The organism is Pseudoclavibacter sp. CFCC 13611 (assembly GCF_008831225.1).
Lineage (GTDB): Bacteria > Actinomycetota > Actinomycetes > Actinomycetales > Microbacteriaceae > Pseudoclavibacter_A.
Genome location: NZ_WBKE01000001.1, coordinates 164,008 through 182,405, shown reverse-complemented (window position 1 = coordinate 182,405; position 18,398 = coordinate 164,008). Strand labels below are relative to the sequence as shown.

The following is an 18,398-nucleotide window of genomic DNA, read 5'->3' as shown; positions in this document are numbered from 1 at the left end:
GAAATGCAGCCGCCGGGCAAAGGGGTCATACCCGACGACTGCATCTCTGGGTGCGGCGCTGACAAGGGGAACTCAGCGCCGCAGTCTCACATCAGTCAGCTCATTTCTTCTTCGCTGACGACTGGCTGGGTTCGGCTCCTTTCGGGCGTCGACGCGAGCCGACCACCATCAGCCCTCCGAACAGGGCGGCCATCGCGGCGAGGGCGATGAGCCCTCCGGCTTCGACGCCTGTTCTCGCAAGGCCTCCGCCGCCGTACGAGCGGTAGGTCGAGACGGTGCCGCCTGGGTCATGTGGATGCCCAGGATCGCCCGGTGCGCCGGGATCGTCTGGATCTGGTGTCACCGGCGGCACGTTGTGCGTGGTTTCGCCGGGGGGCGGGGTGATCGGGGGGAATCCCGGGGGAGTCGCTTCTGCCGTCGCCACGTTCTTCAACGTGACGCCATGGGCGTCACCGTTGACCGTGACTCGATAGGTCAGCGTCGCCGACTCCCCGATCGCCAGCTCGAACTCGCCACTGCTCAACCGCTGATCCACCGGGTCTGCGACATCGATCGGCGCGGCATCGCCGACTGCGAGCTTCGCCGACCCCGGGTCGAACGTGGCATGCACCAGCACGCCGGTCAGATCGTCCGACACCGTCACCGGCGTCAGCACCGTCTCACCAGTGTTCGAGACCGTCACCGTGTACGTGATCACCTGCCCCGGGGCCACCGTCGAACCCGTCACCGGATCCGACGATTTCTCCAGGGTGAACCCCGGAGTGGGCACCGAATGCGTCGTCTCGCACTGCACATCCTGGCCCTCGACCGGCACGCACTCGCCGCCAACACCCGGCGTCGCCAGGTTCCTGACCTGCACGCCCACAGCGTCAGAGTTCACCTTCACCTGGTACGTCGTGGTCGCTGACGCACCGTCTGCCAGCGTCGGCACCGCCCAAGTCAGCGTTCTGCCGTCGTCGTTGAGCGTCAGCCCGGGCGGCAGAGGTGAGACCAGTGCGGCGTGATCGAGCACACCGCCAAGGTCGTCCACTGCCGTCGCGCCGGAGAGAACCGCCCCGTTGCCCGAAGTGTTGGTCGCCGTCAGGGAGTAGTCGATCGTCGCGCCTGGCACGACCTGCGCTCCAGACTCCGGGTCAGACGACTTCGACAGCGCCCACTTCGCGGTCACGTGGGTCGTGGTGCACTCCGGGCCGTCGACCGGCCCGTCGCCTTCAGGAGTCGGACACGTCGTCGGCGGCACGTCGCCCGTGCCGGTCGCCACGTTGCGCAGGGTCTCGCCATAGGCATCCGCCTTGACGACGACTTGGTAGGTCAGCGTCGCAGTCGACCCTGCCGGCAGATCGAAAGCGGAGGTCTGCAGACGCTCATCTGTGGGGTCATCCACGTCGGTCGTGGTCGAGCCGATGGTCAGCTTCGCCGATCCGCTCACGAAGTCGGCTCCGGAGAGCACATCGTCGAGGCGGTCGGTCAGCACCACGTCTCGAATCGCGCCGGGAGCATCCGCCGCACTCGCCGTGACCGAATACGTGATGGTGTCACCCGGCTTGACCGTCGAACCCGTCGCCGGATCCGATGACTTCTTGACCGCCCAGGGACGCGGCTGATCGTCGTTGACGATGCGATAGGTCGCATCACTCAAGGCCGCTACTCTGACGTCCCAGCCTTCGACATCGATCCAGTCGCCGCCCTCGAGCCGCTGCAGCTTCGTCTTCGCGTAGCCTGCGGGCCCGGCCGACTCGCTCACCGTGTAGGTGTGCTCGGGCCGAACGTTGAACGTGTTGGCCGCCGACGCGGTGTCGGCTCCGGCGACCGTGCTCGCCTGCAGGCCGTCAACGCCCGACGCCGGAGTGGCCGTCAGGTCCCAGTCACCTGAGACCGCAGTGCCGCCATTGTCGTTGACCACGGCCTTGAGCAGCGTCAGCGATGCCGTCTGGTTGACGGCGTCACAGGTGATGCGCTTGCCGAGTGGCACGGCGACCACGCCGCTCAGTCCGAGGTTGAAGCCCGGAACGGTGTTGCCGTCGGCATCGATCTCGCGGCACTGCCATGACCCGCTTGCCTGTGGGTACTGCACCGGCTCGGTGCGCACGTCGTACTGCCGATAGCGTGGGTCTCCTCCGGTCTCGCGAAGCACGAAGTTCTGACCGGCTGTCACAGTCTGTGCCGTCACGCCCGGGCTGCCCGTCGCACCTGAGATCACCGGAGTGGTGCCGTCAGGCAGATACGCGCCCAGCGTCCAGTCTGTCGCTGCGGCGGATCCGCCCTGCACCGTCTTCGTCAGTGTCAGCTGACTCTCACAGGTCACCACGTTGGTGATGGTCGCCTCGTTGCTCTGCTGCGTCAGGGACGCCTGCCATGAAAGCGCTCCGTCTGCCGGATTCGGCAGAGCGGTGCCGTTGAAGACGACCTCTGGCGTCGACGTGCACAGCCCGCCGCTCGGCAGCGTCACGCTCTCGGTGAAGGTCACGCCGTCGCCGACTTTGTAACCGCCGCGTGCCTGCCCCCAGGCCTGCGCGGTCGCTCCGCCGTCACCCGGCCCCGTCAGCGTTGCCGCTGCCGAGAGCTCCGCCGGCTGAGCGCCGTTCGCGAACTCGACCCCGTTGACCTTCCAGCGCTTGTTCAGCTTCACGTCTGCGTGTGGCAGCGCCTCTCGGTTGAACATGGTGCAGCTGATCGCCGCCGTGGCCGCGGTGTCGATGGTGAAGCCGAGTTCGCCCGCGTTCGTGACGTCCACCGGACGGTCCGTCGTCAGGTTGCGGCAGACGGCATTCTTGCCGCCCGGCGTGACCAGTGAGTATGACGGCTGTTGATTCTCGGTGACGGTGACGGGGCCGGCCGTCGTGCCTCCGGTGAAGGTCAGCGGGAAGTTGACGGCGCCCGTGCCGTCGGTCGTCGTGGTCTCGCTCTTCGGCAGACCGGTGATTCCCGGGGATGTCGTGGTCGCGTCGAACGTCCAGCCGGCTCCGGCAGTGGTCGCGCCGCTGACATCGTCACCGGTGTTGGTCGAAGGCACGATCTGTTTGACCACTGAGACCGACCCCTTGCAGTTGGCCAGCGCAAGCTCGCGAAGCGCATTGCCTGCCGCAGTGTAGTCGCCGGTCTGGAAGAAGTCAGCAGCGGTGGCGTTGCTGCCGTCGAACTTCGTCTGTCCCGAGATCGCCGCAAGGTTCAGCGCGGTCTCTGGGGTGGTCACGCCTGATCCCACACCGAGTGCGATCACGCGCGTGCCCTTGGCCTTCACCGCGTTCGCAGAGAAGATCCCGTTCTCGACCTCGCGGATACGTGTGAAGTTTCCTGGGCCCACGGCCGGATCGTTGTAATAGGTCGGGTTGCCATCGGTGAGCACGATCACGACGTCGTAGTGCGCCGGCGACTGTGCCGTCACGGCGAGCGCGCGATCCCAGTTCGTCCCGCCTTCGGAGGTCCAATCCGCATACCGGCTCTTGACCGAGTCAGCCTGTGCCTGTGTGGCCACTGGAGCGAGCGACGGATAGTTCTGCGTGGCACCGCCCCCCGGTGAGACCGTGGCGAACGAGAAGAGCCCCATGCGCGACGGGGTGCCGACCAGCGAGTTGACGAGCGTGTCACTCGCGCCCTTCAGCTGAGGCATGCTCTGCCCGACCGACCCGGAGATGTCCAGGACCAAGCCGACGTCGAGCCCGCACTTCGCGGGAAAGGAGGGGTTGACCCGAGACTGCTGCCAGACGCCGCCAGACGCGGTCGCAGTGCCGTTGTTCGTCGCGATCATGAACTGGTCGGTCGACGAGTACGTCTGTCCCGAATGCAGCACTTCACCTGTTCTGAACGTGTACTGCTGCTGTGCCGAGTTGCTGCCATCTCCGTTACCGGTGCGCAGTGTCTGGTTCGCGAAGTATCCATCGGGCGCAGCGTGCTGCACAACCCAGAAGCGTGCATTGCGATTCTGCCCGCCGTTACCTGTGTTCGGCACCACGAAGCTGCAGTCGCCCTGGGCGTCCGAGACACATCGTGCCCATCCGGCGCCATCGCCCGCGACCCCGTCGGCGCGAGAGTTCGAAGGGCCGTTGTCGCCGCCCGTGCGCAGGTGCAGAACGACGCCGGCGAGCACCGACACCGTCTGCACGCCCGACCGGTCACTGCCGACTTTCACGGTGATGACGGCTTCGCCCTGACCCGGCGTCGGCACGCTCAGCGGCGTGACCGACTCTGCATCGGGTGTCGCCGGCGGGTCGTCAGTGGCATTGCTGTCACCTGCGTCAGCAGCGCCAGACGCCGGCGACGGCGTCGCCGCAGGCGCCCTGGACTCCGCCGCAGACCCTGACTGCTCCGCCGGAGGCGTTGACGCCTCGCCAGGCGGCGTCTCATCTGCGTCCACTTCAGCCGTGACGGCCTGCGCCGACCGCGAGGTCACGACTCCCGCATCGACCGACTCTGACGAGGATGCCGGAGTCACCTGGTCTGCGGTGGCCGGGACGCTGCCGTACCCGACGCTCGCCACCAGCGCGAAGCTTGCGGCCGTGGCGACGACCATGGCCGCAATGCGAGGCAGGAGTCTCAGCCGAAGCGGCTCGGAGCTCTCTTCGCCCGATCGCACACCGCCTGGCGGGGAGTGCGGCCGCCTTCGCCGAGTTGAGCGATGTGTGTGCGTGCGGTGCTGACTGCGCTTCTCACCAGACATGATTCAGGCCCTCTCGATGACATTTCGCCATCGATCCCCCGAGCGTGCTCTGCCGGCGCACAGCATTGTGCGTCAGCAGATATCGCCCCTTTTGGCCCCTTGAGATCGCTATCTTGATGCCACGCTAGCAGTCCCGCGCTCGGGGCGCCTCAGCCTGATCGGAACGTATATCAAATGCCGCGCAGCTGGCTGAGGACGACCGCCGGCACGCCCTCGCACACCTCGGTCGTCACCCTTCGACGTCAGAGGCGGCGCGTAGCATGGCCACATGTCTTCTCCAGACCTCGTGCAGCCTCAGCCCTCCGCCACCGGGCAGGGTATGCCCGACGAGAAGGCACTGCGAGAACGAGCTCGTCGCATCCTGCACGACGTCTACGGGTACGACGCCTTTCGCGGGCAGCAAGAAGACATCGTCAGTGAGGTCGCGGCCGGCCACGACGCACTCGTGCTCATGCCGACCGGCGGCGGCAAATCCGTCTGCTACCAGATCCCGGCGCTGTTGCGCCCGGGGGTCGGCATCGTCATCTCGCCGCTCATCGCACTCATGCAAGATCAGGTCTCTGCGCTCAACGCCAACGGCGTGCGCGCTGCAGCGCTGAACTCCAGTGCGCCACTCGACGAACAGCGCATGATCGAGCAGCAGGCTCTCGCCGGTGAACTCGACATGCTCTATCTGGCGCCCGAACGCCTCGGCAGCCAACAGGCCGTCGAGTTGCTCGATCGTCTGGCCTCAGGGCCCGGCATCTCGGTGTTCGCCATCGACGAGGCCCACTGTGTGTCGCAGTGGGGCCATGACTTTCGCCCTGATTATCTGCGTCTCAGCATGCTTCATGAGCGTTGGCCGCGCGTTCCGTGTGTCGCGCTCACTGCGACGGCCACCACGGCCACACGACGAGAGATCGTCGAGCGTCTTGAGCTCGACGGCGCTCGACAGTTCGTGTCGAGCTTCGATCGACCCAACATCCAGTACCGCATCGTCGAGAAGAGCCGGCCTGTCGAACAGCTCGTCGAGTTCATCACCGGCGAACACGAGCACGAGGCGGGCATCGTCTACTGTCTGTCGCGCGCGAGCGTCGAACGCACGGCTGACTCTCTGCGAGGCCAGGGCATCCCCGCGCTCATCTATCACGCCGGGCTCACCGCCGAGGTGCGGGCGCAGAACCAGGCTCGTTTTCTGCGCGAAGACGGCCTGGTGATGGTCGCGACGATCGCATTCGGCATGGGCATCGACAAGCCCGACGTGCGCTTCGTCGCACATCTCGATCTGCCGAAGAGCATCGAAGGCTACTACCAAGAGACCGGACGAGCCGGCCGTGACGGGCTGCCGGCGACTGCCTGGATGGCCTACGGGCTGCAAGACGTCGTGCAGCAGCGTCAGATGATCGAACGCGGCAGCGGCGACGAGCAGCACCGTGAGGTGCAGCGTCGGCAGCTCGACGCGATGCTGGCGCTGTGCGAGACGCTCGACTGCCGCCGGGTGCGGCTGCTCGCACACTTCGGCGAGGCCAGCGAGCCCTGCGGCAACTGCGACACGTGTCTGACGCCCCCTGAGCGGTTCGACGCGACCGTCCCGGCGCAGAAGCTGCTGTCGACCGTGGTGCGCCTCGAACGCGACTACCACCGCCGCTTCGGGTCGGGCTACCTGATCGATCTGCTGCTGGGACATGAGAACGAGCGCGTGCAGCAGTACGGTCACGCCGAGCTGCCCACCTTCGGCATCGGCGGCGAGCTCTCCGCCGCAGAGTGGCGCGCCGTCATCCGTCAGTTGCTGGCACTCGGCTATCTGCGCACCTCGGGTGACAAATACGCCACGCTGTCGATCACCCAGGCTGCGGTGCCGGTGCTGCAGGGGCAGCAGACGCTCGAGCTGCGCCGCGATCTGATCGGGCGTTCCGCATCAGGCGGCTCGCGTCGGCGTGGCGGTCGCGGGTCGTCACCTGCTGAGACCGTGCCCGAGGCGCTCGACCCGCTTTATCAGCGTCTGCGCTCTTGGCGCACCGCCACGGCCAAAGAGCAGGGCGTGCCCGCATACATCGTGTTCAACGACGCGACGCTGCGCGGCATCACCACGCGCCAGCCGCACTCCCTCGACGAGCTCGGCGAGGTGAGCGGCGTCGGCAAGACCAAGCTCGCCGCCTACGGCGAGGCCCTGCTTGAGATCGTCGCCGACTTCTAGCCGCGGTCCGGCAGTCGGCGATCGCTGCTGACAGCGCCCACCCTCGCGGCTAGACTGCCGCCATGACCGACATCTACAGCATCCCCCTGCACCGGCTGGACGGCACCCCGACGACTCTCGCCGAGTACCGCGACCAGACGCTGCTGATCGTGAACGTGGCGTCGAAGTGCGGGCTGACGCCCCAGTACGCGAAGCTCGAAGAGCTGCAGCGCACCTATGCCGAACGCGGCTTCACCGTATTGGGCTTTCCCTGCAACCAGTTTCTCGGCCAGGAGCCAGGCGGCGCTGAGCAGATTCAGACCTTCTGCTCGGTGACCTACGGCGTGACCTTTCCGATGTTCGAGAAGCTCAAGGTGAACGGCCGCGACCGTCATCCGCTCTACAAGGTGCTCACCGAGGTGCCCGACGACAACGGCAAGGCCGGGCGCGTGCAGTGGAACTTCGAGAAGTTTCTGATCACCCCTCCGGCCGCAGACGACGCAGATGCGGCTCCCGGCATCCGCCGTTTCAGGCCGCGCACCGAGCCTGACGCGCCACAGATCACCGAAGCGATCGAAGCGTCTCTCGCCGGTCGGTAGGGGCACTTCCGGCCGGGTTCGGATCCACAGGCGGCAGCCGGAGCCGCCTGTGCGCTCAAAGGCCGGGAAGAGACGATGTCTCTGCCCGGCCTTTGAGCGTGCGTCAGATCAGCCTGCGCCTCACAGATGCTTGCGACGGCTGCGCGCCAGCAGCATCAGACCCGCCCCGCCGAGCAGCACGGCCGCTCCGAACAGCACCGCTCCGATGGTCTCACCGGTACGGGCGAGACCGCCCTCGTCTGTCGGCGGCGCCGTGTTGAACTCGTTCGTGATCGTCACGGTCTGAGCCCCCGGCCGGTCGTCGACGGTGATCTCTCCGTCTTGCGGATCGATCGAGACGACATCGGCCCCGCCGGTCTCAGTCTCGGAGATCTTGCAGTCAGCGCCCACGAGCAGGTCGTCGATGCTCGCCCGGTAGCCGTTCTGTTCGCTCAGCTCGACTCTGCCGTCATTCGGCAGCTCGATCGGGGTCTGCTCGCCGTCCTTCTGATAGGTGCAGACGGCCTGAGCCTCGAACGGTCCCTTACCGTACGCATCTGCACCCACGCCGACGCGCTTCTTGACGATGTCGATGCTGCCGACCTCGAAGGTGTTGGTGATGTTCACGGTGACGGGGTCATCGTTCGCTCCACCGACGACCACTGTGCCGTCTGCCGGGTCGAGGGCGCTCGCAGTCGCACCTGCAGACTTCGTCTCGGTGACCGTGCACGACGACCCCTTGAGCAGGTTGCCGATGGTCGCCGAGTAGCCGTTGGCAGCGTTCAGTGTGACTCTGCCGTCGTTCGCCAAGTCGATCGTCTGCTGCTCCCCGTCGCGGTCGTACGTGCAGATGGCCTGAGCTTCGAAGGGCCCGGCACCATAGAGCTCGGCCCCGTCTCCGACGACGCTCTTGTCGATCTGAAGCGAACCCACGTCATAGGTGTTCGTCGCAGTCGCGGTCACGTTCGTGACTGCGTCGCCATGAGCGATCGTCACGTCGCCGCCGTCTGGATCGAGACTGGTCGCTGTCGCTGCGCCGGTCTTGGTCTCGTCGACGTGGCATTCGGTGCCCGCCGGGTAGACGCCGAAGGTCTTCGTCTCGTCGGCCAGCAGAGAGAAGGTCTCGTCCAGGAGAGTCTGATCATCGTCGTACGTGCAGATCGCATGGAACTCGAATGCACCGGTGCCGTATTTCTCGGCACCTGGACCGTTGATCTTCTTCCCCACTGTGAGGGTTCCGGCGTCATAGTGGTTCGTCACCAGCGTGCTGACGACGGCGGAAGCATCCGTTCCGACGTTGACAGTCGCCGAACCATCGTCATTCTTCCTGACGTTGTCACCGGTGATGACGGTGCTGTCGGCCTTGTCGCTGTCGGTCTCGGCGATCGTGCAGTCACTGCGCGCCGGAATCGTCTTCGCCGGTGCAGTCCAGGTGCCATTCGGCTCGAGCGTGAACTCGACCCGATCAGCGTCGCCGAACCTGACCGTCTGCCCATCGGAAGTCGTGCATCGCACGGCGAACGCGAAGGGTCCGAAGGTGCCGGAGTCTGCCTGCGTGTCGACCTTCTTCGTGACGCTCAGCCCTGACCACTGGTAGTCATTGGCGAGATCTGCGACCTGAGCTGCCGGCACCTTGTTGGTGGGCTCTCCCTTGTCGCTGGATCCTGAGGCGTAGGCATCCGGTTCGCTGATCTGCAAGGAGACGCCGTCTGCCGGGTTACGCGTCGTCTCTCCGAAGTGCCCGGCCTCGCCGTCCTCCTTCACATCGCAGGATGCTCCCACCGGAATGCCCGAGACGCGCTGAGCCGCGTAGGTGCCATCGCTCTGCTTTGTGAGCGTGACCTGCTTGGACGTCTGGCCGCCGAAGGTCAGCGGTACCTCCGTCTGCCCATCCTTTGCCGGGATCGTGCACACGACGTTCGCAGTGAACGCGTTCGGTGCGTAGGCACCGGCCTCGCCGGTCACCGCCTTCGTCACCTCGATCGATCCGGTGCGCAGATGTGTGCCGACGAGACTCGGCGCGATCTTGTCGGTCTTGTCACCGGTGTAGAGCAGACCGAACTGGTTCCAGGCGAACTGGTCGAGAGCGGGAATGTCGGTGGCGGCACCAGTGACGTCCGCGGCGCTCTTCGGTGTGTTGCGGCTCGAGTAGGTGACGTCGGCACCCTGCCCTGGCTTCAAAGCGCCCTGGGAGGAGGTCGTGAAATCGAGTGTGACTCTGATTCCGCTGACTTTCGACCAGTCGGTGTCTCCGTCGGCCGCTGTCCAGTTGTTGGCCGCACAGGCGCTACCCGCTGCGGGAAGGGTTCCCCAGGTGGCGACACACGCATTCGCGTCGCTTGTGACCTCGACGGTCTGCGTCGTACCGGCCGGGGCGCCGATGACCTGCAGATCATCCAGGAGCTGCGGGCGATATGCGCTGCCGCGGTCGTTGCCGCTGGCGACCAGGTACTTGTCACCCGGAACCGGCAGCTGGTCGAAGAACTGCGCCCGCTTCACATCGGTCGTACCCGCGTTGACCATGTGCAGAACCCATTGGTCAGTGCCGTTGATCGTGCTGTTGGCCGCACACGGTGAGCGGTAGTAGCTGCGCCCGTTGTACCCCTGCAGAGACGACGTGCAGTTCTGCGTCGGGTCCAGAGTGTTCACCGCTCCGTCCAGAGCGCCGTTGACGCCCTTGACCACGTAGAGGTTCTCACCGAGAGTCGGCGATACGTAGTCCGAGGTCTGAGCCCCGTCCTCTCCGTCGGCAGTGACCGCACCGGCACCGTTGTTGGGCTTCGCGTCGCTCACGCTGTCCAAGGTCTGCTCGGTGAACGCCGAAACGTTGTTGGTGACTCTCTCGCCGGATGCCGGTCCAGGCTGCAGTTCGAGCCAGATTCGGATCACAGCTGTCTCACCAGGCTGCAGGCGAGAATCGCCCTGCGGCCAGGTGAACACGACTTTGCCTGCCGCGGAGGAATCCGTGGTCGGAGCAGTCTTCAGAGATCCAGGTGATCCGTCCGGCAGGGTTCCGGGGGTGAACTGCACTGGATGCCCCGGATCTGCGGGACTGCCCGAACCGGTGAATTTGAGCGCTGCTGGCAACGTGTCAACGACCTGAGTGAGATCGAGGAAGCCCGTGCCGGCGTTGCTGATCGTGATGTCCCACGGCACCATGGATCCGACAGACGCCGAACGCGCACCGCCATTCGCCAGTTTGTCGATCGCGAGCTTCGCGGTGCCTGTCGTCCAGGTGACCGGAGCCGTCGCAGGCTTCTCATCGCTGGTGTCCAGCAGGCCCGTGCTCCGCGCGGTCACCTTGTCTGTTGCACTGCCCGGGAAGGCGACAGCGGCATCTCCTCCACGCACGGTGTCACGCAGCACGGCGGTAAACGTCGCACCCGCGCTCCAGTTCGGCGTCGTCGTCGAGAACACCGAGCCGTCGGCTCTCGTGAAGGTGAACTTCAAGCCCTGAATCGCGCTGTAGTCGGCTGCGTCGACGGGAACGGCGAACGTGCCCGCCGTCTTGGGCTGCGGCTCGCTGTCCTTCCAGCTCAGAGCGTTGCCCGCGCCGAACGGCCCGTAGGCCGAGACGACCACACGATCGGCACCAGCCGGGAATGTGACTGCGCCGAGCCCGGTGAAGTCGAAGTTCGTCCAGAAGCCGTCCGAGCCGTTGTCTCCGTCAGGCTGATCGGTGATGTCCACGCGAGTCGGAGACACGGATGACGCCCCCTGATCTGCTGTCAGCGTCACAGTCTGGGCAGCCTTCGGATCAACGGCAGTGATGCTGCCGCTCGTGATCGACTTCCCCGGCTTCACATCGATCGTTCCGGTGGTGTAGTTCACGGTTGCATCGTCTGTGTCACCGGTCTTCGTGTCTGGCGCGAGCACCGGATCATATGACTGTGCGAACACACGGTTCTTGGAGACCTTCAGTTCGTCCGCCTTCGGCACGAATTCTGCACCGGTCGTGCGCAGCGTGTCACGCACCTGCGTGTCAATCGTGATCGACAGTGCGTTGCCGGCGCTGATCGTCCCGCCCGTCGAGACGGGGTCGGTGCCCTGATAGGTCACTGAGATCCCGACGACGTCGGCGAGGCTCCCGGCCGGAAGCGCGTTCACCTCGGCCGCGGTCGACTCGCTGAACGAGTATTGTCCGGTCTCGCTGCCCGGAGCCCCGGGGGTGAAGTGCAGCAGCCAGACCTTCGACTTCGTCAGATCCACCTCGTCGGCGACCGAAGCGCTGACGGTGATCTTGGTAATGTTCTGCCGATTGAAGGGGTTGGGCGTGCCCGGGTCGGTGTCCATCGCACCAGACTGCACATCGGCGTTGTCCAGAAATGGATTCGCCAATGCGCCCGCCGCGTCGCCCGCTGACGGGCAGGCGGAGAGATTCGTGTCATCACAGGGAGTCGGGTCGGTCACCCGCACGTATGACGCACGACTCAGAGCGTTGTTGTGAGCCGTCAGCGTGTAGCTGTTGGTCGGGTACTGGGCAGCAGGAACGGTTGCCGGCGCAGGCACCTGAATCGGCTGCTGAGCCCTGGTGTCTTTGGTCACCGCCACTGACGGATCGTAGTTTCGAACGACGATCGTGTCGTCATCTTCGTCGTGCGTGGTGCCGTTGGCCGTCGTTCCGTCGATCGCGACGGAATTGTCGACGGCGCCCAAGCCGTTGTTGAGTGCGCTGTTCGCCGTGACGAACGACCCGTCTGAGCGAGTTTTGTTGCGCAGCGTCCAGACGAGGTCGAACGTGCGATCAGCGCTCGATGCTGCCACGCCCGACCCCGGTGCCGGGGCGTAGGGGTCGGTACCGTTCTCAAGGGCTGCTGTTCGAGCGACGTCGTTCGGCACGACCGTGATCCGCACGGCCGTGGAGTTCGCTTTCTCGTCGGGGGTCAGGCGGTAGCCCTTGAAGCTGCCGTCGGGCTGCTGCCAGGCGCCGCCCGTCGGGGCGACCGTGTGCCACGCTCCGTTGGAGTACAGCTCGATCGACGCGACCGTGTCGTACTTCATGAACCACCCGTTGGAATAGGCGTCGTTCGAGACCTGCACGCCGTTGACAGCGGTGAGGTCGAACGCGTCGAAGACGGTGTTCTTCGGCGTTTCGAGGTCACTCTGCGGGTCTGTGATTCTCGCCTGTGTGATGCCCTTGCTGACACGCCAGTTCAAATGCGTGGTGGCGACGTCACCGGACTGTGCGGCAACGGAGTCACGATCCCACACCTTGCTGATGTGGCTGGCCGGCCCGGTTCCGTGGTCTCCCGGGTAGACGATGACGCCGGTATCGGCCTGGGCGTCGTCGGTGCCGGAGATCTCTGTGCCGTCGTCCGTCGTTCCGGTGCCCTTCGTGGTCGCCGAGTTCTGATACTTGGTCGACTTCTGCTGGGCGTCGTCGTCGCCATCCGTTTGATCCGTCGGCGTCGAAGCATCGAGTCGCGTGTTCTCTCTGGCTGTATAGCTCACGTACGGGCGCACTGTGGCACTTGCGGGGAACGGATCATCGGCAGGCTTCTCGAACGTGAATCGGATGCCGGTCAGAGAGTCGGCGGAGACTCCGTTCAGCTTGGCCGCCAGATCGGCGGCGCTCAGCTGGTACAGCGACGCGTCGGTCTGTGCGTCTTTGGTGTCCAGGGTGATCCAGCTCCCGTCGGCCTTCTGCACCTCGACCGTCAGTGATGCTCCGGCAGGTACCTGGGTCGGCTGAATCGAGGCAAGGTCGAAGGCGTTCCAGAAGCCGTCTGCAGGCTTGTCGTCGGCCCATGAGTCCTCGACGACGATCTTCGTCGGCTTGACGTAGTCAGAACCCGACTCGGCAGTCGACTTCAGCTCGGCGACCACTTCCTGGCCCGGCTCGACGTTGTCGGCCGGCTTCAGAGTCTTGTCGAGATGAACGTTGACAGCGGGCTTGATGATGGTCAGGTCGGCCGAGTCGGAATCGGTGCCGGTCTGGCCGTTCGCTGCCTCGACGTTCGACGTGGCGGTATTGGTCGAGGTCAGCGTGGTCTCGTCTCCGAAATCGACGTCGCTCGTGGTCGAGACCCTGAACTTCACAGTGGTCTGACCATTGCTGATGATGCTGTTCGTCTCTGCGCCGAACACGACGTCGAATCCGGTGACGACGCCAGCCGGAGTCTGCGGGGTGTCTCCGTCGGCGAAGGCGACCTCCTTCGTCGTGCCGTCGCTCATGTGGAAGACGACCTTGCCGCTCGTGGCGCTGTCGGGGTAGGCGATCGGATCGGTGAATCCGGAGAACTTCGTTGTGTCGGAGAAGAACCCGGAGTTGTCCGAGATCGTCAGAGTCTTGACCGGTGATGCGGTGTTCTTCGCCACGATCGTGCCGGTCGTGGTGTTGCCGGCCGGCAGGCGGCTGGGCGTGAACGACTTGTCGACGCTCGTGGCGATCGCGCTCGGAGCCACCGTGTACGTGGCGTCATCGGTCTTGACCTCGCTCTTTGCGTCGCCCTTGGCGGTCTGCGCCTGAGCCACGTTGGCGATGGTCGACGTCTTCGTCGACAGATCGCTGTCGTCGTTGCGGTCGGTCGCTCGCTGCACCAGCTGCAGCTGGATGTCGTCAGCCGCACGGGGCGCGAGGGCACCCTGATATGTGAAACGCAGGCCGCCGACCTCGTCGTTGGTCACACCTGCGGGCAGCACGAAGTCGACGCCGGGTGTGCCGGTGACCCAGTGCCACTGTCCGTCCTCGCCCTTGACGTAGGCATCGACCTGCACGGTATCCGCCCCGGCCGGTTTCTGAGAAGTGCCGAACCCCGTGAAGTCGGTGATGCGGAAGGGATTGTTCTCGGCGAGAGCAGCGGCGCCGTCGGTTGCGTCAGAGGACTGCGGCTCCTGCACGACGAGGCTGTCGACCGTGACGTTGGAGGTGTTCGACGACTTGAGCGTGATGGTCGATGCATCACCAGGATTGTATGAGGCCTTGGCGGGCGTCCAGCCCTTATCGACTGCCGCATCGATTCTCTGATCGACCTTGACGACGACATCGGCGGAGTCTTCGTCAGCGCGTGAGTTGTCGGCGGTGCTCTTCGCAGTGTTGGTGATCGTCTGGCCGTTGCGGGGGTCGTCGGGCGAGAAGTCGGCCGGCACCTGCAGCGTGACATTGATGTGGGCGGTCGTGCCGTCGGCCAGGCCCTTTCCACCGGGGAACGCCTGATTCAGGTCGAGGACGAATCCGGTGTCGGCGCCCACAGTCTGGGGCTGCGGCACGGTGCTCTCACCGTCTTTCCAGGTCACCACACCGCCGACCTCGTTCGGAGTCACCTCGACACCATTGATCCTGAAGCCCTGGAGTTCGGATGGCAGTCGGTCGACAGCCTGAGCGTTCAGGCAGTTGCTCTCAGAGCACTTGAGATCGATCTGATAGGTGAATGACTGGCCGGGCTCAAGCGTCCTGAGATCTGCTCCGTCGACAGACTTGCTGATGGCCAGGTATTCGGGCAGTTCGTCAGCGACCGCTGGCAGTGCCTGCGCCAACGAGCCGATCGCCGGCGCGAAGCCGCTGACGACGAGAGCGAACGCACTGACGATTCCCAGCATCCCGCTCAGGAGGCGTTTGCGCCTTCCACCGTTCGTCGCAGGCTGTTCCTGCACGTGCCTCTTCGCCCCTATGCCCATGTCTCTGTCCTTCATATTCCATCCCCGTGCACGCCAAGGCGCCCTCACTGTCCGAATCCATCGGCTGCGGAGAGGGCAGACGCACTGTGCATGAGAATAGGCAGCGGTTCTCCAACAGAAGTCGGTTTCTGGAAGAATTCACCCCAAGAATCACCCCGCCTTGACAGCTGTCATTCACGGGGTATGGCTATTGGGTATACTCGCAGAGTTGCCGTCTTCGGATGCGCGACGCCTGGAGGATTCGCCTAGTGGCCTATGGCGCTCGCTTGGAAAGCGAGTTGGGTGCAAGCCCTCAGGGGTTCGAATCCCCTATCCTCCGCTGTGCTAATGTTGCAGTCGGCTCCTCGTGTGACGACATCCAGGCCAATTCCCCCAGGGCGGAAACGCAGCAAGGGTAACCGGGCTCTGTCGGGTGCGCGAGGAGTCTTTTCTTTTCTCAGCACACCGGCCCTCGTCTCTGCACACCAGTACGACGTGCGCGTGTTCGCTCACAGATGTACTGCATCCACCGTTCGTGTCGTACCCGACGGGTACTCTTGACACGTGGTCACCGCACTCTATCGACGCTATCGCCCAGACACCTTCGCCGACCTGATCGGTCAGGAGCAGGTGACGGCTCCCCTGTCCACCGCGCTGCGCACGAATCGTGTGAACCATGCCTATCTCTTCTCCGGCCCGCGCGGCTGCGGCAAGACCACGTCGGCACGCATTCTGGCCCGTTGCCTGAACTGCGAGCAGGGCCCCACCGACACCCCATGCGGCGAATGCGCCAGCTGCCGCGAACTCGCGACCGGCGGGTCCGGCTCACTCGACGTCATCGAGATCGACGCGGCCAGTCATGGTGGCGTCGACGACGCCCGCGACCTTCGCGAGCGCGCCGTGTTCGCCCCGGCCCGTGACCGATACAAAGTCTTCATCATCGACGAGGCCCATATGGTCACGGCAGCCGGCTTCAATGCGCTGCTGAAGCTCGTCGAAGAGCCGCCGGAGCATGTGAAGTTCATCTTCGCGACCACCGAGCCAGAGAAGGTCATCGGCACGATCCGGTCGCGCACGCACCACTATCCCTTCCGGCTGGTGCCCCCTGCCACGATGCTGCCGTTTCTCGAGAAGATCCTGTCTGCCGAGGATGTCTCGGCTGAGCCCGGCGTGCTGCCTCTGGCCGTGCGTGCGGGCGGCGGTTCGGTGCGTGACACCCTGTCGGTGGTCGACCAGCTCATCGCGGGCTCTGAGACCGGCACGATCTCGTATGCACGCACCATCGGACTCCTCGGCTACACGCCCGGCGATCTGCTCGCCGAGGTGATCGACGCCATCGGGCGGCAGCAGGCCGAGCAGCTGTTCCTCAGCGTCGACAAGGTGGTGCAGACAGGTCAGGATCCGAAGCGCTTTGCCGAAGACGTGCTCGAACGACTGCGCGATCTCATCGTCGTGCAGGCCGCCCCTGACCAGGCGCAGGCGATTCTGCGCGGCACGAGCCAAGACGAGCTCGATGTGCTGCAGCGCCAGGCTCGCGAGTTCGGCACGGCCGAGCTGTCGCGCGCTGCAGACATCGTCAATCACACGCTGAACACGATGGCGGGCACCACGAGCCCGAGGATGCAGCTCGAACTCATGTGCGCACGACTGCTCGTCCCAGCCGCCGATGCGAACGAGCTCGGCGCCCTGAGCCGCATCGACCGCCTCGAACGCCGCATCGGCGTGCAGGGTGCCGCCGCAAATGGTGCCCCGAGCAATCGTGGAGGTGCACCACAGACTGCTTCGCCAGAGCCCGCAGCACCTCAGAGGGCGCAGCCGGGGCAGGAGACTGCCCCGCAGCCTGCGGCACAGGCCGAGGCTCAGCCTGCAGCCCGACAGTCGGTGCCAGCGCAGAGTGCCGAGCAACCGAAGGGGCCAGCCCGGCTTTCCCCCGCTCCGTCCGAGAGCCCAGCGGGCAAGACCTCAGCCCCGGCCAGCGCTCCCGCGCCCTCGACGACGCCGCCGGCTCCCCCAGCCGGCGCTGCCGCCCCTGCCTCTGGCGAGAGCACGACCGCCCAGCAGCAGCCGAGCGCACCGGCAACTGTGCTCACGCTCGATCAGATTCGAGCCAGTTGGGATCAGGTGCTCGCGCATTTGGAGGGTACGAACCGTCGCGCTTGGATCGTTGCGATTAATGCCAAACCGGTGGCTTTCCACGACGACGTCCTGACTCTGAGCTTCGCTTCGTCGACAGACGCCGAGAGCTTCCGCGGCAGCCGCACCGGGTCGAACCCGGCCGCAGACGGCGTACGCGATGCGCTGCAGCAGATCTTCGGCATCCGGATGCGTTTCATCGCGCACAGCGGCAGCACCCGACCCGCCCCGCAGGTGACCGGCAGTCCCGTCCCTCGCGACGCCGGCACCCCCGGGTCTGCCCCTGCAGAGCCGACGAGTCCGACAGCGGGCGATACAGCCGCATCACCCTCAACAGCGACGGCGCCAGCGAAGAACTCCGCAGAGCCTTCGGCCCCGCCGTCGACCACTCCGCAGCCCGCCTCCGCTGCCGCCGACGCTCCTTGGCCAGAAGAGCTCCCGCCCGAACCTCCCGAAGACGAGTACGGTGGTGCTCCTGCCCCGGACGATCTCGATTCCGAGACCCCGCAGTCGGCCGAACCGCCCACCCCGCCTCCTGCACCGACGCAGCAGTCGACCACCCCACACCACCGAGCGCAGTATGGCGAAGCCGTGATTCGCCAGATGCTGCATGCGAAGCCGATCGACGAGCGCTGAGCGCCCGCCACGCGCCGGGAGTCACCTGTCACGAAGCACGAACAGTAGGAGCACATGTACGAAGGTCTGATCCAGGATCTGATCGACGAGCTGGGGCAGCTGCCCGGCATCGGCCCGAAGTCTGCCCAGCGCATCGCGTTCTTTGTCGTGCAGGACGAGCACTACAATCCGACCAAGCTCGCGCAGACGCTCGCGGCCGTGCGCGAGCATGTGCATTTCTGCAGCATCTGCGGCAACCTCACCGAGACCGACGTCTGCAGCATCTGCAGCGACGCTCGACGTGACCAGACGGTGATCTGCGTCGTCGAAGAGCCCAAAGACGTGGCCGCGATCGAGCGCACCCACGAGTTTCACGGTCTCTATCATGTGCTCGGCGGCGCGATCAGCCCGATCGACGGCGTCGGCCCCGATCAGCTGCGCATCACGAGCCTGATGCCTCGGCTCGCCGACGGCACCGTGCAAGAGGTCATCATCGCGACCGACCCCAATCTCGAAGGCGAGGCCACGGCCACCTATCTCTCCCGGCAGCTCAGCTACCTCGACATCTCAGTGACCAGACTCGCCTCCGGCCTGCCCGTGGGCGGCGATCTCGAATATGCAGACGAGATCACGCTCGGCCGCGCGTTCGAGGGGCGACGCTGAC

At 65.5% G+C, this 18,398-nt stretch carries 6 protein-coding genes, 1 tRNA gene and 1 other RNA gene; 6 read left to right on the top strand and 2 right to left on the bottom strand.

Going from position 1 to position 18,398, the window contains the following annotated elements:
- Positions 1-100: 100 nt before the first annotated feature.
- A complete protein-coding gene (locus F8O08_RS00740; protein ID WP_192497676.1) occupies positions 101-4,510 on the bottom strand; it encodes an isopeptide-forming domain-containing fimbrial protein in 4,410 nt (1,469 codons plus the stop codon).
- Positions 4,511-4,925: 415 nt separating this feature from the next.
- Here F8O08_RS00740 and recQ point away from each other — a divergent pair, with 415 nt between their 5' ends.
- Positions 4,926-6,833: a DNA helicase RecQ gene (recQ, locus tag F8O08_RS00735; protein ID WP_412973464.1), complete on the top strand. Its 1,908-nt coding sequence runs from the start codon at positions 4,926-4,928 to the stop codon at positions 6,831-6,833.
- A 62-nt stretch (positions 6,834-6,895) separates the two neighbouring features.
- The gene (locus tag F8O08_RS00730) at positions 6,896-7,411 is read left to right on the top strand and encodes a glutathione peroxidase (protein ID WP_158042319.1); all 516 of its coding nucleotides are present in this window, start codon (positions 6,896-6,898) and stop codon (positions 7,409-7,411) included.
- A 120-nt stretch (positions 7,412-7,531) separates the two neighbouring features.
- Here the strand turns inward: F8O08_RS00730 and F8O08_RS00725 are convergent, their stop codons facing one another.
- Positions 7,532-15,022, bottom strand: a complete 7,491-nt coding sequence (locus F8O08_RS00725) for a DUF5979 domain-containing protein (protein WP_158042318.1) — start codon at positions 15,020-15,022, stop codon at positions 7,532-7,534.
- Between the two features lie 219 nt (positions 15,023-15,241).
- On the opposite strand from F8O08_RS00725, the gene F8O08_RS00720 reads away from it, so the two are divergent.
- From F8O08_RS00720 to recR, 4 genes are all read left to right on the top strand, one after another.
- Positions 15,242-15,326: transfer RNA gene (locus F8O08_RS00720), tRNA-Ser, on the top strand.
- Between the two features lie 16 nt (positions 15,327-15,342).
- Positions 15,343-15,439: signal recognition particle sRNA small type (gene ffs / locus F8O08_RS00715), an RNA gene on the top strand.
- 111 nt (positions 15,440-15,550) lie between these two features.
- Positions 15,551-17,755: a DNA polymerase III subunit gamma and tau gene (locus tag F8O08_RS00710; protein ID WP_158042317.1), complete on the top strand. Its 2,205-nt coding sequence runs from the start codon at positions 15,551-15,553 to the stop codon at positions 17,753-17,755.
- Positions 17,756-17,809: 54 nt separating this feature from the next.
- A complete protein-coding gene (gene recR / locus F8O08_RS00705) occupies positions 17,810-18,397 on the top strand; it encodes a recombination mediator RecR (protein WP_158042316.1) in 588 nt (195 codons plus the stop codon).
- Position 18,398 lies beyond the last annotated feature (1 nt).

Excerpts from the sequence above, each read along its gene's own strand:
- F8O08_RS00740 (WP_192497676.1), bottom strand. The coding sequence starts at position 4,510 with ATGGTCGTCGCCACGGCCGCAAGCTTCGCGCTGGTGGCGAGCGTCGGG.
- recQ (WP_412973464.1), top strand. The coding sequence starts at position 4,926 with ATGTCTTCTCCAGACCTCGTGCAGCCTCAGCCCTCCGCCACCGGGCAG.
- F8O08_RS00730 (WP_158042319.1), top strand. The coding sequence starts at position 6,896 with ATGACCGACATCTACAGCATCCCCCTGCACCGGCTGGACGGCACCCCG.
- F8O08_RS00725 (WP_158042318.1), bottom strand. The coding sequence starts at position 15,022 with ATGAAGGACAGAGACATGGGCATAGGGGCGAAGAGGCACGTGCAGGAA.
- recR (WP_158042316.1), top strand. The coding sequence starts at position 17,810 with ATGTACGAAGGTCTGATCCAGGATCTGATCGACGAGCTGGGGCAGCTG.